Consider the following 23,835-nt stretch of genomic DNA (forward strand, 5'->3'; position numbering starts at 1 on the left):
TCCAGTCAGACCATCAGTAATGCGGCGGTGGCGGCTCGTCCGCCGGGTCGGCGAAGAAGCCGCCACGCGCCTGCTTCAGTTCGTCGAGGCTGCGCCGCAGCAGCTCCGCGTTCTGCGCCGACTGCAGGCGCAGCCCGGCGAGCGCATCGCTCATCTCGTTGAGCGCGTGCTCCTGGAACGCGACCCGCGTTTCCAGTTCGACCACGCGCTGTTCCAGTTCATCCATCGTGTTCCAACCTCGCTCCGGCCGCATGCGGCAGGCGTCACCATGCGTGGCGACGCCTGCCGGGACCGCGTGGCTTACTGCGCGCTGGCGGGCAGCACTTCGATCAGCTCGACCTCGAACTGCAGCGCGGCATTCGGCGGGATCGGACCGGCGCCCTGCTCGCCATAGCCGAGGCTGCTCGGGATCCACAGGCGGTGCTTGGCGCCCTGCTGCATCAGCTGCAGGCCTTCCTGCCAGCCGGGGATGATTTCGCCCAGCGAGAACTCCACCGGCTCGCCGCGCTGGATCGAGCTGTCGAACACGGTGCCGTCGAGCAGCTTGCCCTCGTAGTGCACGCGCACGCGGTCACCGGCCGACGGGGTCGGGCCGGTGCCGGGGGTCAGCACCTCGTACTGCAGGCCGGACTCGGTGGTCTGCACGTTCGGCTTCGCCGCGTTCTCGTCGAGGATCTTCTTCTCGTCGTCGAGACGGGTCTGCGCCTCGGCAGCCTGCTTGGCCTGCATGCGCGTCGCCAGGCCCTGCATCACCTGCATGACCTGCTCGTCGTTGAGCTTGGGCTCCTTGCCAGCGAGGTTGTCGCGGATACCACGCACCATCGCGTCGAGGTCGATCTCGTCCTCGAGCGGCTTGATCGAGTTGCCGAGGTCGAGGCCGATCGCATAGCCGACCTGCTCGCGGTTGTTCTTGAGGCCCTGCACCTGCACCGCCGGCGCATCGGCGCCGGTCGCCGAAGCGGCCGTCGAAGTGCCCTCGCCGTCCTCGATCTTCTTGCAGGCCGACAGCCCGAGGGTGGTGGCCAGCGCGAGCGCGGAGAGGGTCAGGGCGCTGCGGGAAATCTTCATGGGGAACTCCTGGAAGGAAACGTGGGCGGGTGGCGCGGGCGACGCGCCGACCCGACAGAAGGATCAGAGGATGTCGAGCAGCTCGACGTCGAACACCAGGGTGGCTTCCGGCGGGATGCCCTGCGTGCCCTTGGCGCCGTAACCGAGGCGGGCCGGAATCCAGAACCGGTACTTGCTGCCGATCGGCATCAGCGCAACTCCCTCGGTCCAGCCGGGGATCACCTGCCCAAGGCCGAAATCGGCCGGCCGGCCGCGCTCGTAGGAGCTGTCGAACACCGTGCCGTCGAGCAGGGTGCCGTGGTAGTGCACGCGCACGCGGTCGCTGGCGACCGGACGCCGGCCCGAGCCCTGGCGGACCACCCGGTACTGCAGGCCCGACGGGGTGACCTGCACGCCGGTTTCAGTGCGGTTGCCGGCGAGGAATGCCTCGCCTTCGGCGCGGTTCTTCTCGCCGGCCTGCGCCTGCTGCGCCTCCATGTCCTTCTGCACGCGCTCCGAGAACGACTGCCGCACGGCGTCGGCCTGTGCCTCGTCCATCAGGACCGGGCCGCCCTCGACGCGCGCGCGCAGGCCCTGCACCAGCACGGCAAGATCGAGCTCGCCCTGGATCGGCTGCAACGAGCGGCCGATGTCACTGCCCACCATCAGGCCGACCTTCTGGCGGTCGACTTCCGGCGGCGGTGCACCCGGGGGCATGCCGGGCGGGGTCTGCCCGTTGCGGACCGCGATGCGCTGCATCAGCGCCTGCGCCGTCTGCGCCACGTCCTGTTCCGACAGCAGCGGCTCGCCGCCCTCGAACGCGTTGCGGATGCCACGCTCCAGCGCGGCGTAGTCGATGTCGGGGCCGACCGGGGCGATCGACTGGCCCACGTCCATACCGACCATGTAACTGACCTGGGCGCGCTCGCCCTGCAGCGCCGGCGCCTGGGCGAACGACGTCACCGGCACCACCGCCGCACAGACCGCGGCGAGACAGAGCGCGGCCACACCGCGCATCGCTTTCTTCATTGGGACAACTCCAGATTGGTGACGCGGGTTCGCACCCGTACGTTTGGCCACACGGTTTCACCGTGTCGCGGCGCGCTGCATCGGCGGCGCTGCCAGCGGAGGCCATGCAGCGGGCTATTGTCACGGCAGCGCGCGATGCGGGCAATCACGCCCGATGCCACGGCGCACGCCCGCCGCGCCGGAGGGCACGGTGGCCGGTGACCGATGAACCGCCGATGTCCCCGAGCCCGCGCGCACGATGCCTTCACCGGTGCTTTTCAACCATGCGCTGGCGCCGGCACCGGCGCCCCTCCCCACCGACCGCAAAATGCGCATGGCCTCCGTCAGACCTTTCCATCACCGGACTTCCGATGTCTCACACGACCGGCCCATCGGGGCCGCCGGCCATGCCGATCTGCACGGGCTCCAGCGCGGCCGCGACCAGGCGCTGTGCGCAGCGCAGCCAATACCGTCGGCGCTCTCCGTACGCCAGCGGGCCGACGCCACGGCTGCCGGCAGCCTGCGGGGTCCGCCGCCCGTCCGTCGCATCCAGTCCAACGCACGTCTCGTCAGCGCGCTGACGCGCCTGGCGCGTGGCGGCAGCGCGCGCGCCGGCGCTTCAGGCCACGGTCTTTCCGCCTTGCTGGTGGCCCTGGCGTCGCAAGCTCCGCCTGCGTGACGACAGGCGTCGGAGTCCCGCGCGCCACCCGGGCTCGGCACCGACCATCCTCATGATCCGCGCTGCCCGGACGGCCTCCACCAACGCACGCTACGGATCAGGGTGATCCCAACGCACGTTCGATCGCGCTGACGATGGCCGGGTCGTCCGGCGGCGTGCGGCTGCCCCAGCTGGCGACGAGAGTGCCGTCGCGACCGATCAGATACTTGTGGAAGTTCCACTGCGGCACGTCGCCGCCGCTGGCCCCCGCCAGATCGCGGTACAGCCCCGTCGCCTGCGGCCCGACCACGTGCACGCGTTCGAACATCGGGAACTGCACGCCATAGGTCAGGGTGCAGAACTCGCGGATCTCCGTTTCATCCTCGAACTCCTGTTCACGGAAATCACCCGATGGAAAGCCGAGCACTGCGAAGCCGCGCGTGGCGTACTTCGAATGCAGTGCTTCCAGCGCTTCGAACTGCGGAGCCAGACCGCATTTGCTGGCCGTGTTCACCACCAGCACCACCTGGCCCCCATAGGTGGCGCGCAGATCCACCGCCCCGCGGCCGGCCAGCGGGCGGTACTGATGGTCGAGCAGGCTGTCCGCGGCCTGCACATGGGTCATCGAAAACATGAGAAATGCTGCGCAAACTATTGTTTTGACGTTCATGGCACTGCCTCCTGGACCGTGGAACCCACCCTGTCTTAAGTTGGGTCGTCAAACCGCTTGACCTCAGCTGTTCTGGTGTTATAGTTGCATACAACACCGATCAACCAGGGCAGGAGGTTCGGCATGAACCGCAAGCTCCACAACACGATACTGGCTTTCTCCTTCACCGGACTCGCCGCAGTGCTGATGCTGCTGGCCGCCGGTCCGCTGCCGCAGATGCCGACGTCCACGGACGTCCAGCTTGCCGGCTGTGGCGGAGCTTCCGGCACGGCGCCGATGACCGCCATCGGCACCTCTGCCGTCATGGCAACTGCAGGCGTTGCGGGGCCCGCGCGCACGGATGCCTCGCAGGCGGTCGCCGGACAGGACGAGGCCCAGGCCGCTCCCCGCCGTGCCCGCCTCCGCCACCAGGCGCTGGCGATGCCGTACTTCTCGTTCGCGCAGGAACTGCGCCCGGTGGGGAGCTGACCCATGGCCGACATCCAGTGGAGCGATGGCGCTCCCATCTACCGCCAGCTCAAGGAACGGGTGATCGCGATGATGCTCGACGGCGTGCTCAAGCCCGGCGACGCCCTGCCCTCGGTGCGTCAGGTGGCCGCGGACTACCAGCTCAACCCGATCACCGTGTCGCGCGCCTACCAGGAGCTCGCGGACGAGGCGCTGGTCGAGAAACGCAGGGGCCTGGGCATGTTCGTGACCGAAGAGGCATCCAGGAAACTGCTGTCCACCGAACGCGAGCGCTTCCTGCACGAGGAATGGCCGCTGGTACTCGAACGCATCCAGCGCCTGGGTCTGGGCCTGGACGATCTCACCCGACCGTTGCGCACTGGAGGTGCCGAGTGAACACGCTACCCGACGTCAGCCTGCCCCATGTCATCCAGGCGCGCGGACTGCGCAAGGCCTACCGCAATTCACTGGCCCTGGCCGACGCCAGTTTCGCCATCGAGCCGGGCCGTATCGTCGGCCTGATCGGCCCCAACGGTGCCGGCAAGACCACCGCGCTCAAGGCCATCCTCGGCCTGCTGCAGGTCGAAGGCGACCTGCAGGTGCTGGGCCTGGACCCGCGGCGCGACCGCGACCGGCTGATGAACGATGTCTGCTTCATCGCCGACGTCGCGGTGCTGCCGCGCTGGATCCGCGTGCGCGAGGCGATCGACTACGTCGAGGCCGTGCACCCGCACTTCGACCGCACCCGCTGCGAACGCTTCCTGGCCAACACCAAGCTCACCCCGAAGATGCGGGTGCGCGAGATGTCGAAGGGCATGATCGTGCAGCTGCACCTGGCGCTGGTGATGGCGATCGACGTGCGACTGCTGGTGCTCGACGAGCCGACCCTGGGCCTCGACATCCTCTATCGCAAGGAGTTCTACCAGCGCCTGCTGGAGGACTACTTCGACGAGCAGAAGACCATCCTCGTCACCACCCACCAGGTGGAGGAGATCGAGCACATCCTCACCGACGTGATGTTCATCCGTGACGGCCGGATCGTCCTGCAGTCGACGATGGACGAGGTCGGCGAACGCTTCACCGAGGTGCTGCTCAATGCCGACCGCGTGGATGCCGCGCGGGCGCTGGGGCCGGTGAACGAGCGCAGCCTGCCGTTCGGCAAGACGGTGATGCTGTTCGACGGCGTGCCCGCCGTGCGCCTGGCCGAGTACGGCGAGACCCGCAACCCGGGCCTGGCCGACCTGTTCGTGGCCCAGATGAAAGGAACCTACGCATGAACGCCCAAGTCGAAACGCCGGTCGCGGCACGCGCCGTGACGCCGCGCCGGCATCCGTTCCCGACCCTGCTCCGGCGCGAATACTGGGAGCACCGTGGCGGCTTCCTGTGGGCGCCGGTGATCGCCGGTGGCGTCTCCCTGCTGCTGACCATGATCTTCGCGGTGGTCGCGTCGGTGATGGCACGCAAGGCCGTTGCCGAGGGTGAGCTCGAGATCGACGGCGTCACCATCAACGGCCTCGACCTGAGCCTGATCACCAGCCAGATGAGCGCGCACGACCTGCAGCAGCTCGGCGACGCCTTGGACGCCAGCCTGCTGATGGCCTCGAGCTGGCCCTTCATCGTCATGGCCTTCGTGGTGTTCTTCTACTGCCTGGGCGCGCTGTACGACGACCGCAAGGACCGCAGCGTGCTGTTCTGGAAATCGCTGCCGGTCTCCGACCGCGACACCGTGCTGTCGAAGGTGGTCAGCGCCGCGCTGGTCGCCCCGCTGCTGGCCACCGCGGCGGCACTGGCGACGATGGTGCTGTTCGCGGTGATCGTGAGCGTGCTGGTGGTGATGCATGGCGGCAACGCGTTCCAGCTGGTCTGGGCCTCGGGTGGTCCGTTCCGGATGGCGGCCTTCGTGGTCGCGGCGATCCCGGTCTACGCGGTCTGGGCGTTGCCCACCATCGGCTGGCTGCTGCTGTGCTCCGCCTGGGCGAAGGGCAAGCCGTTCCTGTGGGCGATCGTGGTGCCGGTGCTGCTGGGCGTGTTCGTCTGGTGGTTCGAGGTGATGGGTTACTTCGGCCTGCAGGCGGACTGGTTCTGGCAGAACGTGGTCGCCCGCATGCTGCTTAGCGTGGTGCCCGCGGGCTGGATGGACGCGGTCAACCTGCACGGCATCGACGCCCCGGGCGACCTGCGCGACGTACTCAACCTGCGCACCCTGTATTCGACCTTCCTGTCGCCGAAGATGTGGATCGGCGCGGTGGCGGGTGCGGTGATGATCGCCATCGCGGTGCGGCTGCGCCGCTGGCGCGAAGAGATCTGAGCAGGCCCGCCGGCCAATCCACCCCTGCACAAGGACACACGATGAAAGCCATCGCCACCCTGCTGGTCTGCCTGCTTCCGGTCGCCGGATTCGCCCAGGAGCGCTGCGCCCACAGCCAGCCGCAGCAACTCGTCCTCGACACCGCCGGCGCCAAGCGCGTCATGTTCGACATCGGTCCGCACAGGCTCCGCCTGCAGGGCTCAAGCGGCGGCGATCACCGCATCGCGGGCCGTGCCTGTGCCTCGAGCGAGGGTGACCTCGCGCGCATGTCGGTCACCCAGGAGCTTCGCGGCGACACCCTCCACGTGAAGCTGCAGCGCGAGGACCGCCGCGGCCTGTCGCTCGGCGACCGCTATGCCTACCTGACGCTGGAAGGCACCGTGCCCGAGGACGTCCTGGTGCAGCTGCGCGTGGGCTCGGGCGATGCCTGGCTCGATGGCGCCGCATCGGCGAGCGCCGACTTGGGCTCGGGCGATGTCGATGTCCGCGGCATCCGCGGCCTGCTGACCGCCAAGGTCGGCTCCGGCGACGCCGCGCTGCATGACGTCGGCGCGCTGAACGTTCTCTCGCTCGGCTCCGGTGACATCGAGGCGAGCCAGGTCCGCGGTGACGCCGAGGTCGGCAGCATCGGGTCAGGCGACTTCAGCCTGCGGGGCGCCGCCGGCAACGTCGACATCGGGTCGATCGGCTCGGGCGACGCCACGCTGGAGGACGTCACCGGAAACGTCGTGGTCGGCTCCATCGGCTAGGGCGACCTCGACGTGCGCAATGTGCGGGGCACGCTGACCGTACGTTCCAAGGGCAGTGGCGACGTCGACCATCGCGACGTCGCCGGGGCCATCGACATTCCACGCAAGCGCTGACCGGGGAACCACCATGACCACCATCCAACGCACCCTGCTGATGTCCGTGCTTCTTGCCTGCACGCTGCCGCTGGCCGCCTGCAGCGCGGATCCCGCCGACACTGGCGCCGGTACCAGCACCGAAGCAGCGGACGAGGGCCTGGTCGCCCGCACCACCCGCACGGCCATCGAGCACGCGCGGGAGGAAATGGCGACGGCCAACATCGGCGTGGGCGGCAAGGGCAACAAGGGGATCAACTTCGGCAGCCGTTCGCACGCGGGCAGCGACGCGCTGCCGTCCGCCGAGATCAGCCCGCAGGGCGATTTCCTGATCGACGGCGAGCCGGTGCCGGTGGATGACAGCCAGCGTGCGCTCCTGCTTGCGCACCGCGCGCATGTCATCGCGGTCGCCGATGCCGGGATGGAGATCGGTGCACAGGGTGCGGCCCTCGGCCTGCAGGCCGCGAGCGGTGCGATCGGTGCGGTCCTGCGCGGCGACGGCGAGGCATTCGGCAAGCGGATGGAAGCCGAGGGCGAACGCATCGAGGCGGCAGCGGGCGAGCTGTGCACGCATCTGCCGGCGCTGCTGCAATCGCAACAGGCCCTGGCCGCGGCGCTGCCGGCATTCGAGCCCTACGCCACGATGACCGCGGAAGACGTCGACAGCTGCGACGACAAGACGCGCCGGGACGGCGACTCCGTGTCCCCTCAAACGACCGGGAACGAGGTCCTCTAGGACAGTGCGACGCGCCGTCCACGCAGCGTGCGTGGACGGCATCCGCTGCACCCGCCTGTATGGCCGCGTCGCATGTCGGGGCAACGGCAGCCGTCCACCTCCGATGGAGCGCGCTGGTTCGGCATGCCGGCCGGAATGGACGCGACTCAGCCCCCGCCGGCCTTGCCGTGGATGCCACCGCGGGTGAGCGCTTCCGGGTCCAGCAGCGCGCGCAGGGTCTTCTCGTCGAGGCCGCTGTCCTCCAGCGCGATCTCCAGCACCGGCCGGCCTTCGGCATAGGCGCGCTTGGCGATCGCGGCACCCTTCTCGTAGCCGATCACCGGGTTCAGCGCGGTGACCAGGATCGGGTTGCGGTCGAGCGCGCTGGCGATGAGGTCACGTCGCACTTGCAGGCCGTCGATGACGGTATCCGCCAGCAGACGCGAGGCGTTGGCCAGCAACTGGATCGAGTCGAGCAGGTTGGCCGCGATCAGCGGCAGCATCACGTTGAGCTGGAAGTTGCCGCTCTGCCCGGCCACGGTGATCGCGGTGTGGTGTCCCATCACCTGCGCGCAGACCATGCAGGTCGCCTCGGGGATCACCGGGTTCACCTTGCCGGGCATGATCGAGCTGCCCGGCTGCAGCGCCGGCAGCTCGACCTCGCCCAGGCCGGCGAGCGGCCCGGCGTTCATCCAGCGCAGGTCGTTGGCGATCTTCATCACCGCCACCGCCAGCGCATTGAGCTGGCCGGACATCTCCACTGCGTCGTCCTGGGCGGCGATGCCCTCGAATTTGTCCTCGGCGCTGGTGAACCTCACCCGTGTCTGCTTCGACAGCGCGACGCAGACACGCGCGCCGAAGCGCGGCTCGGCATTGATGCCGGTGCCGATCGCGGTGCCGCCGATCGGCAGCCGGCGCAGTCGCTTCAGCGCGTCCTCGATCCGCGCGCGCGCCGATCCCAACTGCGACGACCAGGCGCCGAACTCCTGCGCGAAGGTCAGCGGCATCGCGTCCATCAGATGGGTACGGCCGGTCTTGACCACCTTCTTCAGCCCGCGCCCGCGACGGTCGATGGTGCGGCGCAGATGCGCGATCGCCGGCAGCAGATCCTCCTCGACCGCCAGCACCGCACCCACGCGCAACGCCGTGGGAATCACGTCATTCGAGCTCTGGCCAAGGTTGACGTGGTCATTGGGATGCACCTTGCGGCTGCGCGTCGAAGCCAGCGTGGCGATCACCTCGTTGGCGTTCATGTTCGACGACGTGCCGGAGCCGGTCTGGTAGATGTCGATCGGGAAATGCGCGTCGTGCGCGCCATCCGCCACCGCCAGCGCGGCGCGGCGGATCGGCGTGGCCAGCCGCTCGGGCAGCAGGCCGAGACCGCCGTTGGACTCCGCAGCGGCGGCCTTCACCAGGCCCAGCGCGCGGATGAAGCCACGCGGCATCGGCCGGCCGGAGATCGGGAAGTTCTGCACCGCGCGCTGGGTCTGCGCACCCCACAGCGCGTCGGCAGGCACCTGCAGCTCGCCCATGCTGTCGTGTTCGATACGGAAGGACTGCGGCATCGCGGTCTCCTCTGCCGTGATGGCAAGCGGCGCATCGCGCCAGGTGCGGGGCAGGATACGCCAGCCCTCTGCTGCACCCCGCGAAGCCCGGCGCGGATGACCGCTGCGGCCGGCGCCGGTGGGCCTCCCGTCCGCTGGCACCGGCATCGGCGTGCCCCGTATCGCCTGCAGCCCCTTTCGATCCCGCATAAAATGCGCGCCCGTCTGTCGCACGTGTGCCGCCATGTCCCATGCCCTGCTCGCCCTGTCGCCGCTGGATGGCCGTTATGCATCGAAGGTCGATGCGCTGCGCCCGGTGTTCTCCGAGTACGGCCTGATTCGCGCCCGCGTGCGGGTGGAAATCGAGTGGCTGCTGGCACTGGCCGCCGAGCCCGGCATCGTCGAGCTGGCACCGTTCGACGACGCCGCGACCGCGCGCCTGCGCGCGATCGCTGACGACTTCTCGGTCGAGCATGCGGCCCAGGTCAAGGCGATCGAACGCACCACCAACCACGACGTCAAGGCCGTGGAGTACTTCATCAAGGACCAGCTGCGCGACCAGGCCGACCTCGCCGGCGCGCTCGAGTTCGTGCACTTCGCCTGCACCAGCGAGGACATCAACAACCTGTCCTACGGGCTGATGCTGGAACGGGCGCGGCGCGAAGTACTGCTGCCGACGCTGCAGGGCATCGCCGATACCCTGCGCACGATGGCGCACGCGCAGGCGGCACAGCCGATGCTCTCGCGCACCCACGGCCAGACCGCATCGCCGACCACGCTCGGCAAGGAGCTGGCCAACGTGGTCGCGCGGCTGGAGCGGCAGATCCGCCAGGTCGCGGCGGTCGGGTTCACCGGCAAGATCAACGGCGCGGTCGGCAACTACAACGCGCACGTGGCCAGCTATCCCGACGTCGACTGGCCGGCCTTCGCGCAGCGTTTCGTCGAGGGCCTGGGCCTGGTGTTCAACCCCTGGACCACGCAGATCGAGCCCCACGACAACATCGCCGAGATCGGCGACGCCACGCGCCGCGCCAACACCATCCTGATCGACTTCGCCCGCGACATCTGGGGCTATATCTCGCTGGGCTACTTCAAGCAGCGGCTCAAGGAGGGCGAGGTCGGCTCATCGACGATGCCGCACAAGGTCAACCCGATCGACTTCGAGAACGCCGAGGGCAACTTCGGTATCGCCAATGCGCTGTTCGAGCACTTCAGCGCCAAGCTGCCGATCAGCCGCTGGCAGCGCGACCTCACCGATTCCACCGTGCTGCGTGCGCTGGGGACCGCCTTCGGCCATACCCAGGTGGCGCTGGATGCACTGGCACGCGGACTGGGCAAGCTGGAAGTGAATCCGCAACGGCTCGATGGCGACCTCGATGCATCCTGGGAAGTGCTGGCCGAGGCGGTGCAGACGGTGATGCGTCGCCACGGCCTGCCCAATCCCTACGAACAGTTGAAGGCGCTGACCCGCGGCCACGGCATCACCGCCGAATCCATGCAGGCGTTCGTGGAATCGCTGGACCTGCCGGAGGATGCAAAGCAGCCGCTGCGCGAACTCACGCCGGGTCGCTATACCGGCCTCGCCGAGCGCCTGGCCCGCGAAATCTGAGGCGGGACGGCGCACGAAGCTGGATCCACGGGACCGCTGGTCGACCGCGCGCGACCTCTGCTAGGGTGCGGGCTTCTTTCAGGCGAGAAGGACCTCCCGATGGCAACCAGGACACTCTGGGTCGCGACCTCCATCCTGCTGCTGGCCGCGTGCGATGCGACGCCACCCGCGACCGCGGATGCGGGCACATCCCTCCTGCCGACCGACGCCACGCCCGGCGTGCTCACCGACCCGGCCTCCGGCGCCAATTGCGCGGGCAACGACCTGCGCATCACCCGTGACAACTCGCGTCTCGTCATCGAAGGCGAGTGCCGCGACATCACGATCACCGCGTCGCAGGGCTCGCTCAATGTCGACCACGCACGCAGCCTGCACGTGGAAGGCGACCGCTTCACCGTGCTCAACGCACAGGTCGGCGAGGTCCGCGTCAGCGGCGACGACAACATCCTCAACCTCACCGACAGCGGCCCGCTGCGGATCGACGGCCGCGGCAATACCGTGCTGGGCACGCGGATCGAGGGCGTCGGGTTCGGCGGGAACGACAACACCGTCAATGCCAGCAACGAGCCGCCGGTCGAGGACGCGGGCACCGGCAATCGCGTGATCTGACCGCACCAGCGATACCGGGGCGGCACCTTGGACATCCTGGTCAATCTCGACGTACCCGATCTCGCTGCCGCCGAGGCGCTGTACGTGGCGGCGTTCGGCCTGCGCATCGGGCGCCGGTTCGGCGATGCAGGGGTCGAACTCCTCGGCGCGCAGGTGCCCGTGTACCTGCTGGTGAAATCGGCGGACAGCATCGGCGCAGCCACCCGACCGCGCGACTACGCACGCCACTGGATGCCCTGCCATCTCGACGTGGTGGTCGATGACCTCGCCGCCGCGCTCGCGCGTGTGCTTGCCGCCGGCTTCACACAGGAAGGTGACGTGCGCGAGGCGGACTGGGGGCGGATCGTGCAGATCGCCGATCCATTCGGCCACGGCTGGTGCCTGCTGCAGTTCGTCGGTCGCGGCTACGACGAAATCGCCTCGATACCAGCGTGAGACCCCTGCCGGGGCAACCGTTTCCGCGTGAGGCAGCCCCGGTTTTCGCGTAGGCTGCGGCCCCATGAGCCGCCCTCCATTCCCGATTGAAATCGACGCCAGCCGGACGCCCGAAGGCGGCCCGCTCGGCATGTCCGCCGAACGCTTCCTGCGCGATTACTGGCAGCAGCGCCCGCTGCTGGTGCGCAACGCGTTTCCCGGCTTCGTCTCGCCGATCGAGCCCGACGACCTCGCCGGCCTGGCCTGCGAGGACGGCGTGCTGGCGCGCATCGTCGAACACGACCGCGCCGCCGACCGCTACCGCCTGCGCACCGGGCCGTTCCCGGAAGACGCGTTCCCGGGCATGCCCGACCACGACTGGACGCTGCTGGTGCAGGACGTCGACAAGTGGGATGCCGACATCGCCGCCCTGCTCGAGGCCTTCCGCTTCCTGCCGCGCTGGCGCATCGACGACATCATGGTGAGCTTCGCCGCCACCGGCGGCTCGGTGGGCGCGCATATCGACCAGTACGACGTGTTCCTGCTGCAGGCGCAGGGCCAGCGCCATTGGCAGATCGATGCCCGGCCGAATCCGCCGACCGCGTTCCGCGACGACGCCGAGCTCAGGCTGCTGCGCCAGTTCGATCCCAGCCATGACTGGGTGCTCGATCCGGGCGACATGCTCTACCTGCCGCCGGGCGTGCCGCACCATGGGGTCGCGGTGAATCCCTGCCTGACGTTCTCGGTCGGCACGCGCGCACCGTCATCGGCGGAACTGATCACCGACTGGCTCGATACTGTGGTGGCGGATGCCGACGACAGCGTCCGCTATCGCGATGCCGGCATGGCCCCCCCGCGTGACCCGTGGGAGATCGACGCGCTGGCGATGGGCCGCGTGATCGAGGCGCTCAACGCGCTGCGCATGAACGATCCCGACCGCCTCGGCGACTGGTTCGGCCGCTTCATCACCATGTACCGGGCCGGTGCGGAAGCCATGCCGGCCGGTGAAGGCCGCCCGCGCATCGAGGTCGAATGGGACCTGCGCGCCGGCGGGGCGCTGCATCGTCATCCGTGGACGCGGATGGCCTGGCGACGCGCCCGCCGCGGCGCGCGCCTGTACGTGTCGGGCCAGGAGTTCGCGCTGCCGGTCGCCGATGCGCGCGCGCTTGCCGCCGCGGCCCGGGTTGATGACGCCGTCTATGCACGGCTGTCGGACACCGGTCGCGACGCCGTGATCGCCCTGCTCGACGCCGGCCATTACCACCTGCTGGCGCCCGACGATGGCGACTGGGGCGGCGCGGAGGACGGCGACGGCCTGGAGATCGACGGACGATGAGCGACCAGGCACCGCCAGGCCCGTTCCAGGTCGCCACCGCGCAGTGGCCACGCGACCACGCCGAACTGCTGCAGGTGCGCGGCGTGGTCTTCATCGAGGAACAGGGCGTCCCGGAAGCGCTGGAACGTGACGACGACGACCCGCGCAGCACCCACGTGGTCGCCCGCGATGCCGGCGGACAGCCGATCGGTACCGCCCGGCTGACCCCGCAGCGACGCATCGGCCGCATGGCGGTGTTGCGCGAATGGCGCGGCCAGGGCGTCGGCCACGCGCTGCTCGAGGCATTGCTGCGCGAGGCACGTGCGCAGGGGCTGGCCGAAGTGGCCCTGCATGCCCAGGTCGACGCCATCGGCTTCTATAGCCGCCATGGCTTCGTGCCCGAGGGCCCGCGCTTCGACGAGGCGGGCATCGAGCACCAGACGATGCGTCGTGCGCTGGCCCGGCCGCAGGCGATCGACGACCGCGAAGCCGCAGCCGCGATCGTCACCGCGCTGGTGCGCGGCGCGCGGCGCCGGCTGTGGGTCTACAGCCGCGACCTCGACCCCGGCCTGTTCGACGACCCGCAGGTGCTGTCGGCCCTGCGCCGCTTCGGCACCCGCGGCGGCGGCGTCGAGGCGCGCTTCCTGCTGCAGGACCCTGCCGCCGCACAACGCGCGCATGCTCCGCTGCTGCCGCTCGCCCAGCGCCTGTCCAGCGTGTTCACCTTCCGCGTGGTCGACGACCCGGTGGATCGCGGCTATGCACCGGCCTATATCGCCACCGACGGCGGCGGCTACTACTTCCGCACCCTCGGCAACCGCTTCGACGGCGAGGCGGAACTCGACGCGCCGGGGCGTGCCCGCCAGTTGCGCGACAGCTTTTCGCCGGTATGGGAACGCGCCCGTCCCGCCAGCGAGTTCCGTGCCCTCGGGCTCTGACGAGCCTGCGCACAGGCAACATGAACAGGGTGCGGGACGCACCCGGCTCCGGGCGCAGCGGGTCGCCCCCGTCGTTGGGCTGGGGCTATAATCGCGTTCTTTGCCGCATCCCGACCCGGGCGGCCGCTGTATCCACGTCCGGGCCGTCTCCCGCCCCCTCTATCCGAGCCCAAACCCCCGACGTGGACAGTCTTCTCAAGCAGTTCGCCCAGTCTTCCCAGCTCGGCGCCAACGCCGCCTATATCGAGGATCTGTACGAGCAGTACCTCGTGGATCCCGACAGCGTCGGCACCAAGTGGAAAACCTGGTTCGACGGCTTCAAGGGGCGCGAGGCCGGCGACGTTCCGCACTCGGTGGTCATGGACGCGGTGGCCCGCGCCGGCCGCGAAGCCAAGGCCGGCACCGTGGTCGCGGCAGCCAGCGGCGATATCGAAGCCCAGCGCAAGCAGGGCTCGGTGCTGAAGCTGATCACCGCCTACCGCTCGCGTGGCCACCTGCAGGCGGATACCGATCCGCTGGCGATGGCGGGGAAGATCGACGCCCCGGACCTCGACCTGCCCTTCCACGGCCTGTCCGATGCCGACCTCGACACCGAGTTCGCCACCGGTCCCGCCGGCGGCACCAGCACGTTCGGCGGTGCGCCGCGCATGCGCCTGCGCGAACTGCTGGCATTGCTCAAGGCGACCTACGCCGGCCCGATCGGCGCCGAGTTCATGCACATCCCGCAGGCCGAGCAGCGCCGCTGGATGTACGAGCGCATGGAAAAGGCCGGTGGCCGTTTCAGCCACAGCCCCGACGAACAGCGTCGCATCCTCGAGCGGCTGACCGCCGCCGAAGGCCTCGAGCGCTACCTCCATACCAAGTACGTCGGCCAGAAGCGCTTCTCGCTGGAAGGCGGCGATTCGCTGATCCCGCTGCTGGACACCGTGATCCGCAGCGCCGGCAATGACGGCGTCAAGGACATCGTGATCGGCATGGCCCATCGCGGCCGCCTCAACGTGCTGGTCAACACGCTGGGCAAGAGCCCGCGCCGCCTGTTCGACGAGTTCGAGGGCAAGTTCGAGCACAACGCGCTCGCGCTGGCCGGCGACGTGAAGTACCACATGGGCTTTTCCGCCGACGTGGTCACCGAGGGCGGCCCGGTCCATCTCGCGCTGGCGTTCAACCCGTCGCACCTGGAGATCGTCGACCCGGTGGTCGCCGGCTCGGTCCGTTCGCGCCAGGAGCGTCGTGGCGACACCGACCGCCGCCAGGTGATGCCGATCCTGATCCACGGCGATGCCGCGTTCGCCGGCCAGGGCGTGGTGATGGAGCTGTTCCAGATGTCGCAGGCGCGCGGCTTCGCCGTCGGCGGCACCGTGCACGTGGTGGTCAACAACCAGGTCGGCTTCACCACCAGCCACCGCGAGGACGCACGCTCCACGCTGTACTGCACCGACGTGGCGAAGATGATCGCCGCCCCGGTGCTGCACGTGAATGCCGACAACCCGGAAGCCGTGGCCTTTGCCGCGCGCCTGGCCTACGACTTCCGCCAGGAGTTCCGCAAGGACGTCGTCATCGACCTGGTCTGCTACCGCCGCCACGGCCACAACGAGGCCGACGAGCCGGCAATCACCCAGCCGGTGATGTACCAGGTCATCCGCAAGCACAAGACCACCCGCGAGCTCTACGCCGAGCAGCTCGAAGCCGCCGGCGTGGTGCCGGCCAAGGGCGGCCAGGCGCTGGCCGATGCCTACCGCGACAAGCTCGATTCCGGCGAGGTCACCACCGAGCTCGCGCCGCCGGCGAAGACGCCGCCGGAGAGCCGCCTGTTCGTGGACTGGGGCACGCTGGTGTCCGGCAAGCTGACCGACCACGCCGACACCGTTGTCGACCTGTCGAAGCTGAAGACACTGGCCAACGCCATCACCACGATTCCGGAGGACGTGCAGCTGCACTCGCGCGTCTCCAAGGTGTATGACGACCGCCGCAAGATGGCCGCTGGCGAGACGCCGGCCGACTGGGGCTTCGCCGAGAACCTCGCCTACGCCACCCTGCTCGACGAAGGCTTCGGCCTGCGCCTGGTGGGCCAGGACGTCGGCCGCGGCACGTTCACCCATCGCCACGCGATCCTGCACGACCAGAAGACCGACACCTACCACCTGCCGCTGCGGCAGCTGGTGGATTCGCCGGAGCGCGCCACCGTCATCGACTCGCTGCTCAGCGAGGAGGCGGTGATGGCCTACGAGTACGGCTTCTCGACCACCGACCCGAACACCCTGTGCATCTGGGAAGGCCAGTTCGGCGACTTCGCCAACGGCGCGCAGGTGGTGATCGACCAGTTCATCGCCTCCGGCGAAGCCAAGTGGGGCCGCATCAGCGGGCTCACCCTGCTGCTGCCGCACGGCTACGAAGGCCAGGGCCCCGAACACAGCTCGGCACGCCTGGAGCGCTTCCTGCAGCTGTGCGCGCTCGACAACATGCTGGTCTGCGTGCCGTCCACCCCCGCACAGGCGTTCCACATGCTGCGCCGGCAGATGCACATGACCACCCGCAAGCCGCTGGTGGTGATGAGCCCGAAGTCGCTGCTGCGCCACAAGCTCGCGGTGTCGAGCCTGGAAGAGCTCGCCACCGGCGAGTTCCAGCACCTGATCGGCGACGCATCGGCGGATGTGGCGAAGGTGAAGCGCGTGGTCCTGTGTTCCGGCAAGGTCTATTACGACCTGCTCGAGGACAAGGAAAAGCGCGGCCAGGACGATGTCGCACTCGTGCGTATCGAACAGCTCTACCCGTTCCCGCGCGAGGCGCTGGTGGCCGAACTCGGCCGCTACGGCAAGGCCACCAAGGTGGTCTGGTGCCAGGAAGAGCCGCAGAACCAGGGCGCGTGGTACCAGATCCGCCACCACCTGCAGGCCTGCGTGCCCGCCGGGCTCGAGTTGCACTACGCCGGCCGCCAGCGTTCGCCCTCGCCGGCCGTCGGCCACTTCGCCGACCACGTCGTCGAGCAGCAGCAGCTGGTCGCCGATGCCCTCACTTCCCCTGCCGGCAGCGTTTTCGCCGCCGACTGACCCCCACACCGCTGACAGCAACGACCAGGACGCATCAAGACCATGGCCACCGAGATCAAGGTACCGGTACTCCCCGAATCCGTTTCCGACGCCACCATCGCCACCTGGCACAAGAAGGTGGGTGACAGCGTGGCGCGCGACGAGAACATCGTCGACCTCGAGACCGACAAGGTGGTGCTCGAAGTGCCGTCGACCGTCGAGGGCGTGATCAGGGAGCTGAAGTTCGCCGAAGGCGACACCGTCACCAGCCAGCAGGTGCTGGCGGTGATCGAGGAAGGCGCGGCGCCGGCGAAGGCCGACGGAGGCAGCGCCAAGGCGGATGGTGGCAAGGCAGAGCCCGCCGCCGGTGCGCAGCAGGTGCAGCCCAAGGCCGCCGCCGCCAAGAGCGAGGCGAGGGCACCGTCGTCGACGCGTCCCGCGCCGGCATCGGGCACCGGTGACCTGCCGCCGGGCGCGCGTTTCACCGCGCAGACCCAGGGCATCGACCCGTCGCAGGTCGAGGGCACCGGCCGCCGTGGTGCGGTCACCAAGGAAGACCTGGTCAACTACGCCAGCGGCAAGACCGCAGGTGTGTCCGGCGGTGCACGTCCGGAAGAGCGCGTGCCGATGACCCGCATCCGCAAGCGCATCGCCGAGCGCCTGATGCAGTCCAAGGACTCGATCGCGATGCTGACCTCGTTCAACGAGGTCAACCTCGGCAAGGTGATGGCGCTGCGCAAGGAACTGGGCGAACAGTTCCAGAAGGACCACGGCATCAAGCTCGGCTTCATGAGCTTCTTCGCCAAGGCCGCCGCCAACGCGCTGGCGAAGTACCCGGTGGTGAACGCCTCGGTCGACGGCGACGACATCATCTACCACGGCTATGCCGACATCTCGATCGCGGTCTCCACCGACCGCGGCCTGGTGACGCCGGTGCTGCGCAACGTCGAGCGCATGGGCTTCGCCGACGTTGAGCAGTCGATCGCCGACTACGCGACCAAGGCACGCGACGGCAAGTTGTCGCTGGACGACCTGCAGGGCGGCACCTTCACCATCACCAACGGCGGCACCTTCGGTTCGCTGATGTCGACGCCGATCGTCAATCCGCCGCAGTCCGCGATCCTCGGCATGCACACCATCAAGGAGCGCCCGATCGTCGAAAACGGCCAGGTGATCGCCGCGCCGATGATGTACATCGCGCTGTCGTACGACCACCGCATCATCGACGGCAAGGACGCGGTGCTGTTCCTGGTCGACATCAAGAACCAGCTCGAGAACCCGCACCGCATGCTGCTGGGCCTGTAATGCTTCCCGCCCCCTCTCCCGCATGCGGGAGAGGGCTGGGGTGAGGGCTGCCGCAACGGCCCTCCCCTCATCCGGCGCTTCGCGCCACCTTCTCCCGCAAGCGGGCGAAGGGAACACGCTAGGAATCCCGAAATGGCTGAACAATTCGACGTCGTCGTCATCGGTGCCGGCCCGGCCGGCTACCACGCCGCCATCCGCGCCGCGCAGCTGGGCATGAAGGTCGCCTGCATCGATGCCGCGCTCGGCAAGGACGGCAAGCCCGCCCTGGGCGGCACCTGCCTGCGCGTGGGCTGCATCCCGTCCAAGGCGCTGCTGGATTCCTCGCGCCAGTTCCACAACCTGCAGCACGTGTTCGAGCAGCACGGCATCAGCGCGAAGGACCCGAAGATCGACGTCGAGAAGATGGTGGGCCGCAAGGACGCCATCGTGAAGCAGTTCACTGGCGGCATCGCGCAGCTGTTCAAGGCCAACAAGGTCGCGCCGTACTACGGCTTCGCGACCCTGCACGCCGATCGCCTGGTCAAGGTGAAGCAGCACGATGGCAGCGAGGTCGAGCTGACCGGCACCAACGTGATCATCGCCGCGGGCTCGGATTCGATCGAGCTGCCGTTCGCCAAGTTCGACGGCGAGACCATCGTCGACAACGTCGGCGCGCTGGACTTCACCGAGGTGCCCAAGCGCATGGCCGTCATCGGCGCCGGCGTGATCGGCCTGGAGCTCGGCAGCGTGTGGAAGCGCCTGGGCGCCGAGGTCGTGATCCTCGAAGCGCTGCCCGACTTCCTCGCCGCCGCCGATGCGGAAGTCTCGAAGGTCGCCGCGCGCGAGTTCAAGAAGCAGGGCCTGGACATCAAGCTCGGTGCCAAGGTCAGCAAGGCCGAAGTGACCGGCAAGGGCAAGAAGAAGGAAGTCGAGGTCACCTACGCCGACAGGAACGGCGAGCAGACCATCACCGTCGACAAGCTGCTGGTTGCCGTCGGCCGCAGGGCCGCGTCGAAGGGCCTGCTGGCCGAAGGTTCCGGCGTAAGGCTCACCGAGCGCGGCCAGATCGAGGTCGACGAGCACTGCCACACCGGCGTCGATGGCGTCTGGGCGGTCGGTGACTGCGTGCGCGGGCCGATGCTCGCCCACAAGGGCTTCGAGGAAGGCATCGCGGTGGCCGAGCTGATCGCCGGCCTGCCCGGCCACGTCAACTTCGACACCATTCCGTGGGTCATCTACACCGAGCCGGAGCTGGCCTGGGTCGGCAAGACCGAACAGCAGCTCAAGGACGAAGGCATCCCGTACAAGGCCGGCAGCTTCCCCTTCGCCGCCAACGGCCGCGCGGTGGCGATGGTCGAGCCGGCCGGCTTCGTGAAGGTGCTGGCGCATGCCGAGACCGATCGCGTCCTCGGCATGCACCTGGTCGGCGCCAACGTCTCCGAGCTGGTGCACGAGGGCGTGCTGACGATGGAGTTCAAGGGCTCCGCCGATGACCTGGCACGCATCTGCCACGCGCACCCGAGCCTGTCGGAAGTCATCCATGACGCGGCGATGGCGGTCGACAAGCGCGCGATCCACAAGGCGAACTGAGCCGGCCGGCTGACCGGGATCATCCCGGCGCCGCCGCGCTGCATGCGACACCGGCGCCGGGCTTTGCCCGGCGTCTGCTTTTCTCCACAACCCACCGGCATTCCGACATGCGAAGCATCTGCGTTTACTGCGGTTCCAACAGCGGCGCCCGCCCCGCATACATCGAACAGGCGGTCGCGCTGGGCACGCGCATGGCCCGCGACGGCATCCGTCTGGTCTACGGCGGCGGCAACATCGGCCTGATGGGCACCATCGCCGACGCGGTGCTCGCCGCCGGCGGCGAAGTGACGGGCATCATCCCCAAACAGCTGGTGGACATGGAGGTTGCGCACCGGGGCCTCACCGAGCTCGAGGTGGTGGGCTCGATGCACGAGCGCAAGCTGCGGATGTTCGACCTCGCCGACGGCTTCGTGGCCATGCCCGGCGGATTCGGCACGCTGGAGGAGGTCGTCGAGATGCTGACCTGGCGGCAGCTGGGGATCAGCGACAAGCCCTGCGCCTTCCTCGATGTCGAGGGCTACTACCAGCCACTCATCGCGATGATGGACCGCATGGTCGAGGAGCGTTTCCTGCATCCGGGCCAGCGCGCGGACCTGTGGACCGGTCAGGACATCGAGGCGATGCTGGGCTGGATGAAGACGTACGAACCGGCGCACGCGACCAAGTGGCTGAGCGAGAAGCACAGCCGCGAGCTGCGCTGACTCCAGGAGACAATGCATGACGATCCCCGCCAGTTTCCGCGCCTTCCGTATCCACGGCGACGCACAGGGTTATCGCAGCGGCGTCGAAGCGATGACGCTCGATGACCTCTCGCCCGGCGAGGTCGTTATCCGCACCGCGTTCTCGTCGGTGAACTTCAAGGACGCCTTGGCCGGCACCGGGAAAGGCCGGATCCTGCGCCGCTTTCCGCTGGTCGGTGGCATCGATGTCGCCGGACACGTGGTCGCGTCGACCGATCCCGGGTTCCGGGAAGGCGACGAGGTGCTGGTGACCGGCTGCGGGCTCAGCGAGACCCGCGACGGTGGCTATTCCGAGTACGCGCGCGTGGAAGCCAAGTGGGCGGTCAGGCTGCCCGCTGGGCTGTCGCTGCGCGATTCGATGGTGCTCGGCACTGCCGGCTTCACCGCGGCGCTGGCGCTGCTGCGCCTCGTCGAGAACCACCAGCACCCCGGCCTCGGCCCGCTCGCGGTGACCGGTGCCACCGGCGGCGTCGGCTCGCTCGCGGTCGACATCTTCTCCAGCGCGGGTTACGAAGTGCACGCGGTCAGCGGCAAGCCCGAACAGGCCGCCTACCTGAAGGATATCGGCGCGACCGAGGTCATCGGACGTGACGCACTCGCCACCGGCAAGCCGATGGAGTCGGCACGCTTCGGCGGCGGCCTCGACAATGTCGGCGGCACGATGCTGGCCAGCCTGCTTGCGCAGACCGTGCCCTACGGCAATGTCGCCAGCGCCGGCCTCGCCGCCACCCACGAACTGCCGACCACGGTCATGCCTTTCATCATCCGCGGCGTGTCGCTGCTGGGCGTGGCATCGGCCGGTACCGCGCGCGACATCCGCGACGAAGTCTGGAAGCGCCTGGCCGGCGAATGGAAGCCGCGACACCTCGATCGCATCCTCCAGCACGAGGCCACGCTCGACACGCTGCCTTCGGTCTTCGAGCGCATGCTTGCCGGCGGATCGCTCGGCCGCACGCTCGTGCGCATCGGCTGAACCCCGCAGCACATCGCCCATGCACGCACTGCATCCGCTTGCCGGGTGTGGTGGCGCCGCTACAATCTCTGCTCGCAAACCGGAACATCCCATGGCGCGCATCCTGATCGTCGACGACTCACCTTCCCAGCTTGCCGGCATTCGCCGCATCGTGGAGAAGCTCGGCCATCAGCCGCTGACCGCCGAGGACGGACAGGCCGGCGTGGAAGCCGCCAAGCGCGAACTGCCGGACCTGATCCTGATGGACGTGGTGATGCCGAACCTCAACGGCTTCCAGGCCACGCGTTCGATCAGCCGCGAGCCGACCACGAAGCACATCCCGGTGGTGCTGATCACCACCAAGGACCAGGAAACCGATCGCATCTGGGGCATGCGCCAGGGTGCACGCGGTTACCTCACCAAGCCCTTCAGCGAGACCGAGCTGGCGGACGTGATTTCCAGCACCCTGGGTGCCGGCGACATGCCGGCCTGAGCACGACGCTGGCGGCCTAGGCGCGCCAGCCCTCGCCGAATGCGGCCTGCAGCGACTGGTAGGCCTCGCGCTGGCTGTCGTTGTGCGGCTTCGGCGCCAGCACTTCGAGTTCGACGATCTGGTCGCCCGCCGGTGCACCGCGCGTACCCGGCAGGCCACGCCCACGCAGCCGCAGGCGTCGCCCGGCCTCGGAACCGGCCGGAATCCTGAGCTCCACCGCGCCACCGAGCGTGGGTGCACTCACGGTGGCACCCAGCGCGGCTTCCCACGGCGCAACCGCCAGCACGTGAACGACGTTGCCGCCATCGACCTCGAACTGCGGATGCGCTGCATATTCGACCTCGAGCAGCAGGTCACCGTGGGTGCCCTGCCCGCGCAGCCGGATCACCTGGCCCGGGCGGATGCCGCGCGGCACGTTGACGTCCAGCGAGCGGCCGTTGACCGCGATGCGCACGCTGTTGCCGTGGTAGACCGCCTCCAGCGGGACCGCGAGCTTTGCGCGTGTGTCGCCGCGCGGCGCCTGTGCACCGGGTCCGCTGCCCGGCGCCCCGGTGAATCCTCCGCGCCGGCGGCCGAACAGTTCCTCGAAAAAGTCGCTGAAGCCCCCGCCGGCACCACCGCCTGCGAAGATCTCCTCGAAATCGACACCGCCGGGGCCGCCGAAGCCGCCTTGCGGAGGCTGCACTTCGTCGCCGGGTCGATAACCGCGTGCGCGGAGCTGGTCGTACGCGGCACGCTTCTGCGGGTCACGCAGGGCCTCGTAAGCCTCGTTCACCGCCTTGAAGCGCTCTTCCGCGTCCGGCGCCTTGCTCACGTCGGGATGGTACTTGCGCGCGAGCCTGCGATAGGCGGTCTTGAGTTCCGCCTCGTCCGCGCCCGGCTCGACGCCGAGCGTGCCGTAGTAGTCCTTGAACTGCATCGTGCGTGTTCGTGTGGAGGGTCGTCAGTGTAGTGCGTGGCCGCGCAAGCGCAGCCCGGGGCGATGCCTGCCCTTGCGCGCATGCGCACCGGGCGCCGCACGGCGCCCGGTGGCGATGGCTGCGGCCGAGGCGTTCGTCCCGCCTCGGCACGCGGGCCCGACTACTGCGCGGACAGCGTGTGTCCCGTGCGGCCGACCTGGATGCGCCGCGGCGTGGTCTCCGGGCGCTTCGGGATGCTGATCTCCAGCACGCCGTTGTGGCCGGACGCGGTCACGCCCTCGGGGTCGGCGCTGTCGGGCAGCGCGAAGCGGCGATGGAAGCTGCCGTAGCGCCGCTCGATGCGCGAGAAGCTGGTGTTCTCGTCGCGGGACGCGGCCTGGCGCTCGCCGCGGATGCTCAGGATGCCCTTGTCCATCAGCACCTCCACGTCCTCCGGGTCCACACCCGGCAGGTCGGCGAGGATGACGAAGCGGTCGGCCTCCTCCTTGATGTCGACGCGCGGCGTCCACTGGCTGGTGACTACCGAGGAGCCGTCACGGTCCTCGTCACCCTGGAAGAACTGGTTGAACGCCTGGCGGAGATCATCGTGCAGGCCGGACTGCGCGACGCCCTGCAGGGGATGGCGGATTGCATGTCTCATCGTGGGATCCTCCGTTGCTGGATGGCGGGCGCCGTGCACCCGCCGGATGCCCGCGATGTAGCGGTC

At 69.0% G+C, this 23,835-nt stretch carries 25 protein-coding genes; 18 read left to right on the plus strand and 7 right to left on the minus strand.

Annotated features, from left to right (window positions below; genetic code table 11):
• Positions 1 to 13: 13 nt before the first annotated feature.
• The 3 genes from E5843_RS07800 to E5843_RS07810 all read right to left on the minus strand — a co-directional run bounded on the left by E5843_RS07800 (position 14) and on the right by E5843_RS07810 (position 2,076).
• The gene (locus E5843_RS07800) at positions 14 to 226 is read right to left on the minus strand and encodes a SlyX family protein (RefSeq protein ID WP_166432719.1); all 213 of its coding nucleotides are present in this window, start codon (positions 224 to 226) and stop codon (positions 14 to 16) included.
• Between the two features lie 74 nt (positions 227 to 300).
• On the minus strand, positions 301 to 1,068 hold the full coding sequence (gene bamJ, locus E5843_RS07805; RefSeq protein WP_134673462.1) for a BamJ family beta-barrel-assembly machinery protein: 768 nt from the start codon (positions 1,066 to 1,068) through the stop codon (positions 301 to 303).
• 63 nt (positions 1,069 to 1,131) lie between these two features.
• On the minus strand, positions 1,132 to 2,076 hold the full coding sequence (locus E5843_RS07810) for an FKBP-type peptidyl-prolyl cis-trans isomerase N-terminal domain-containing protein (RefSeq protein WP_134673463.1): 945 nt from the start codon (positions 2,074 to 2,076) through the stop codon (positions 1,132 to 1,134).
• A 238-nt stretch (positions 2,077 to 2,314) separates the two neighbouring features.
• On the opposite strand from E5843_RS07810, the gene E5843_RS07815 reads away from it, so the two are divergent.
• Positions 2,315 to 2,734 carry a hypothetical protein gene (locus tag E5843_RS07815; RefSeq protein WP_136412319.1) on the plus strand — a complete coding sequence of 140 codons (420 nt, stop codon included), beginning with the start codon at positions 2,315 to 2,317 and terminating at the stop codon, positions 2,732 to 2,734.
• A 97-nt stretch (positions 2,735 to 2,831) separates the two neighbouring features.
• Here E5843_RS07815 and E5843_RS07820 read toward each other — a convergent pair whose 3' ends face one another.
• Complete coding sequence (locus tag E5843_RS07820) at positions 2,832 to 3,383, minus strand: glutathione peroxidase (protein WP_136412320.1); 552 nt, start codon at positions 3,381 to 3,383, stop codon at positions 2,832 to 2,834.
• A 123-nt stretch (positions 3,384 to 3,506) separates the two neighbouring features.
• Between E5843_RS07820 and E5843_RS07825 the strand changes: the two genes are divergently transcribed.
• The 6 genes from E5843_RS07825 (at position 3,507) to E5843_RS07850 (ending at position 7,716) form a co-directional block, all read left to right on the plus strand.
• The gene (locus E5843_RS07825) at positions 3,507 to 3,851 is read left to right on the plus strand and encodes a hypothetical protein (RefSeq protein WP_136412321.1); all 345 of its coding nucleotides are present in this window, start codon (positions 3,507 to 3,509) and stop codon (positions 3,849 to 3,851) included.
• Between the two features lie 3 nt (positions 3,852 to 3,854).
• On the plus strand, positions 3,855 to 4,226 hold the full coding sequence (locus E5843_RS07830; protein ID WP_134673467.1) for a GntR family transcriptional regulator: 372 nt from the start codon (positions 3,855 to 3,857) through the stop codon (positions 4,224 to 4,226).
• The gene (locus E5843_RS07835) at positions 4,223 to 5,107 is read left to right on the plus strand and encodes an ABC transporter ATP-binding protein (protein ID WP_244240744.1); all 885 of its coding nucleotides are present in this window, start codon (positions 4,223 to 4,225) and stop codon (positions 5,105 to 5,107) included. The genes E5843_RS07830 and E5843_RS07835 overlap by 4 nt, the downstream gene beginning before the upstream one ends.
• A complete protein-coding gene (locus E5843_RS07840) occupies positions 5,104 to 6,138 on the plus strand; it encodes an ABC-2 transporter permease (RefSeq protein WP_136412323.1) in 1,035 nt (344 codons plus the stop codon). Before E5843_RS07835 ends, E5843_RS07840 begins: the two co-directional genes overlap by 4 nt.
• Positions 6,139 to 6,179: 41 nt before the next feature.
• Positions 6,180 to 6,887: a DUF2807 domain-containing protein gene (locus tag E5843_RS07845; RefSeq protein WP_244240745.1), complete on the plus strand. Its 708-nt coding sequence runs from the start codon at positions 6,180 to 6,182 to the stop codon at positions 6,885 to 6,887.
• 127 nt (positions 6,888 to 7,014) lie between these two features.
• The gene (locus E5843_RS07850; RefSeq protein WP_141065871.1) at positions 7,015 to 7,716 is read left to right on the plus strand and encodes a YggN family protein; all 702 of its coding nucleotides are present in this window, start codon (positions 7,015 to 7,017) and stop codon (positions 7,714 to 7,716) included.
• 146 nt (positions 7,717 to 7,862) lie between these two features.
• Here the strand turns inward: E5843_RS07850 and E5843_RS07855 are convergent, their stop codons facing one another.
• Positions 7,863 to 9,260, minus strand: a complete 1,398-nt coding sequence (locus E5843_RS07855) for a class II fumarate hydratase (RefSeq protein ID WP_141065872.1) — start codon at positions 9,258 to 9,260, stop codon at positions 7,863 to 7,865.
• 223 nt (positions 9,261 to 9,483) lie between these two features.
• Here E5843_RS07855 and purB point away from each other — a divergent pair, with 223 nt between their 5' ends.
• The 11 genes from purB to pilH all read left to right on the plus strand — a co-directional run bounded on the left by purB (position 9,484) and on the right by pilH (position 22,209).
• Positions 9,484 to 10,848 carry an adenylosuccinate lyase gene (gene purB, locus E5843_RS07860; protein ID WP_141065873.1) on the plus strand — a complete coding sequence of 455 codons (1,365 nt, stop codon included), beginning with the start codon at positions 9,484 to 9,486 and terminating at the stop codon, positions 10,846 to 10,848.
• A gap of 99 nt (positions 10,849 to 10,947) precedes the next feature.
• Positions 10,948 to 11,457 (plus strand): DUF3060 domain-containing protein, encoded by a 510-nt coding sequence (locus tag E5843_RS07865; RefSeq protein WP_134673473.1) that lies wholly within the window; start codon positions 10,948 to 10,950, stop codon positions 11,455 to 11,457.
• Positions 11,458 to 11,484: 27 nt separating this feature from the next.
• Positions 11,485 to 11,892 (plus strand): VOC family protein, encoded by a 408-nt coding sequence (locus E5843_RS07870; protein WP_136412326.1) that lies wholly within the window; start codon positions 11,485 to 11,487, stop codon positions 11,890 to 11,892.
• Between the two features lie 64 nt (positions 11,893 to 11,956).
• Positions 11,957 to 13,207 (plus strand): cupin domain-containing protein, encoded by a 1,251-nt coding sequence (locus tag E5843_RS07875; protein WP_136412327.1) that lies wholly within the window; start codon positions 11,957 to 11,959, stop codon positions 13,205 to 13,207.
• Entirely contained in the window at positions 13,204 to 14,124 is a 921-nt protein-coding gene (locus E5843_RS07880) for a GNAT family N-acetyltransferase (RefSeq protein WP_136412328.1), read from the plus strand. The genes E5843_RS07875 and E5843_RS07880 overlap by 4 nt, the downstream gene beginning before the upstream one ends.
• 182 nt (positions 14,125 to 14,306) lie before the next feature.
• Complete coding sequence (locus E5843_RS07885; protein WP_136412329.1) at positions 14,307 to 17,171, plus strand: 2-oxoglutarate dehydrogenase E1 component; 2,865 nt, start codon at positions 14,307 to 14,309, stop codon at positions 17,169 to 17,171.
• A gap of 42 nt (positions 17,172 to 17,213) precedes the next feature.
• The gene (sucB, locus tag E5843_RS07890; RefSeq protein WP_136412330.1) at positions 17,214 to 18,455 is read left to right on the plus strand and encodes a dihydrolipoyllysine-residue succinyltransferase; all 1,242 of its coding nucleotides are present in this window, start codon (positions 17,214 to 17,216) and stop codon (positions 18,453 to 18,455) included.
• A gap of 132 nt (positions 18,456 to 18,587) precedes the next feature.
• The gene (lpdA, locus tag E5843_RS07895; RefSeq protein ID WP_136412331.1) at positions 18,588 to 20,024 is read left to right on the plus strand and encodes a dihydrolipoyl dehydrogenase; all 1,437 of its coding nucleotides are present in this window, start codon (positions 18,588 to 18,590) and stop codon (positions 20,022 to 20,024) included.
• Between the two features lie 107 nt (positions 20,025 to 20,131).
• A complete protein-coding gene (locus E5843_RS07900; protein ID WP_136412332.1) occupies positions 20,132 to 20,725 on the plus strand; it encodes an LOG family protein in 594 nt (197 codons plus the stop codon).
• A 16-nt stretch (positions 20,726 to 20,741) separates the two neighbouring features.
• Positions 20,742 to 21,737 (plus strand): YhdH/YhfP family quinone oxidoreductase, encoded by a 996-nt coding sequence (locus E5843_RS07905; protein ID WP_141065874.1) that lies wholly within the window; start codon positions 20,742 to 20,744, stop codon positions 21,735 to 21,737.
• Between the two features lie 91 nt (positions 21,738 to 21,828).
• Positions 21,829 to 22,209, plus strand: a complete 381-nt coding sequence (pilH, locus tag E5843_RS07910) for a twitching motility response regulator PilH (RefSeq protein ID WP_141065875.1) — start codon at positions 21,829 to 21,831, stop codon at positions 22,207 to 22,209.
• Between the two features lie 16 nt (positions 22,210 to 22,225).
• On the opposite strand, the gene E5843_RS07915 is transcribed toward pilH, so the two are convergent.
• Positions 22,226 to 23,128, minus strand: coding sequence for a DnaJ C-terminal domain-containing protein (locus tag E5843_RS07915; RefSeq protein ID WP_134673482.1), 903 nt, complete (start codon positions 23,126 to 23,128; stop codon positions 22,226 to 22,228).
• A gap of 161 nt (positions 23,129 to 23,289) precedes the next feature.
• Entirely contained in the window at positions 23,290 to 23,769 is a 480-nt protein-coding gene (locus tag E5843_RS07920; protein ID WP_136412333.1) for an Hsp20/alpha crystallin family protein, read from the minus strand.
• Between the last annotated feature and the right edge of the window lie 66 nt (positions 23,770 to 23,835).

It is taken from the genome of Luteimonas yindakuii (genome assembly GCF_004803715.2).
Classification (GTDB): Bacteria; Pseudomonadota; Gammaproteobacteria; order Xanthomonadales; family Xanthomonadaceae; genus Luteimonas; species Luteimonas yindakuii.

Coding starts and splice junctions, on each gene's coding strand:
- E5843_RS07865 (WP_134673473.1), top strand. CDS start 10,948: ATGGCAACCAGGACACTCTGGGTCGCGACCTCCATCCTGCTGCTGGCC.
- E5843_RS07855 (WP_141065872.1), bottom strand. CDS start 9,260: ATGCCGCAGTCCTTCCGTATCGAACACGACAGCATGGGCGAGCTGCAG.
- purB (WP_141065873.1), top strand. CDS start 9,484: ATGTCCCATGCCCTGCTCGCCCTGTCGCCGCTGGATGGCCGTTATGCA.
- E5843_RS07875 (WP_136412327.1), top strand. CDS start 11,957: ATGAGCCGCCCTCCATTCCCGATTGAAATCGACGCCAGCCGGACGCCC.
- E5843_RS07800 (WP_166432719.1), bottom strand. CDS start 226: ATGGATGAACTGGAACAGCGCGTGGTCGAACTGGAAACGCGGGTCGCG.
- E5843_RS07850 (WP_141065871.1), top strand. CDS start 7,015: ATGACCACCATCCAACGCACCCTGCTGATGTCCGTGCTTCTTGCCTGC.
- E5843_RS07845 (WP_244240745.1), top strand. CDS start 6,180: ATGAAAGCCATCGCCACCCTGCTGGTCTGCCTGCTTCCGGTCGCCGGA.
- E5843_RS07900 (WP_136412332.1), top strand. CDS start 20,132: ATGCGAAGCATCTGCGTTTACTGCGGTTCCAACAGCGGCGCCCGCCCC.
- E5843_RS07905 (WP_141065874.1), top strand. CDS start 20,742: ATGACGATCCCCGCCAGTTTCCGCGCCTTCCGTATCCACGGCGACGCA.
- E5843_RS07880 (WP_136412328.1), top strand. CDS start 13,204: ATGAGCGACCAGGCACCGCCAGGCCCGTTCCAGGTCGCCACCGCGCAG.
- sucB (WP_136412330.1), top strand. CDS start 17,214: ATGGCCACCGAGATCAAGGTACCGGTACTCCCCGAATCCGTTTCCGAC.
- bamJ (WP_134673462.1), bottom strand. CDS start 1,068: ATGAAGATTTCCCGCAGCGCCCTGACCCTCTCCGCGCTCGCGCTGGCC.
- E5843_RS07840 (WP_136412323.1), top strand. CDS start 5,104: ATGAACGCCCAAGTCGAAACGCCGGTCGCGGCACGCGCCGTGACGCCG.
- E5843_RS07820 (WP_136412320.1), bottom strand. CDS start 3,383: ATGAACGTCAAAACAATAGTTTGCGCAGCATTTCTCATGTTTTCGATG.
- lpdA (WP_136412331.1), top strand. CDS start 18,588: ATGGCTGAACAATTCGACGTCGTCGTCATCGGTGCCGGCCCGGCCGGC.
- E5843_RS07825 (WP_136412321.1), top strand. CDS start 3,507: ATGAACCGCAAGCTCCACAACACGATACTGGCTTTCTCCTTCACCGGA.
- E5843_RS07915 (WP_134673482.1), bottom strand. CDS start 23,128: ATGCAGTTCAAGGACTACTACGGCACGCTCGGCGTCGAGCCGGGCGCG.
- E5843_RS07830 (WP_134673467.1), top strand. CDS start 3,855: ATGGCCGACATCCAGTGGAGCGATGGCGCTCCCATCTACCGCCAGCTC.
- E5843_RS07810 (WP_134673463.1), bottom strand. CDS start 2,076: ATGAAGAAAGCGATGCGCGGTGTGGCCGCGCTCTGTCTCGCCGCGGTC.
- E5843_RS07815 (WP_136412319.1), top strand. CDS start 2,315: ATGCCTTCACCGGTGCTTTTCAACCATGCGCTGGCGCCGGCACCGGCG.
- pilH (WP_141065875.1), top strand. CDS start 21,829: ATGGCGCGCATCCTGATCGTCGACGACTCACCTTCCCAGCTTGCCGGC.
- E5843_RS07920 (WP_136412333.1), bottom strand. CDS start 23,769: ATGAGACATGCAATCCGCCATCCCCTGCAGGGCGTCGCGCAGTCCGGC.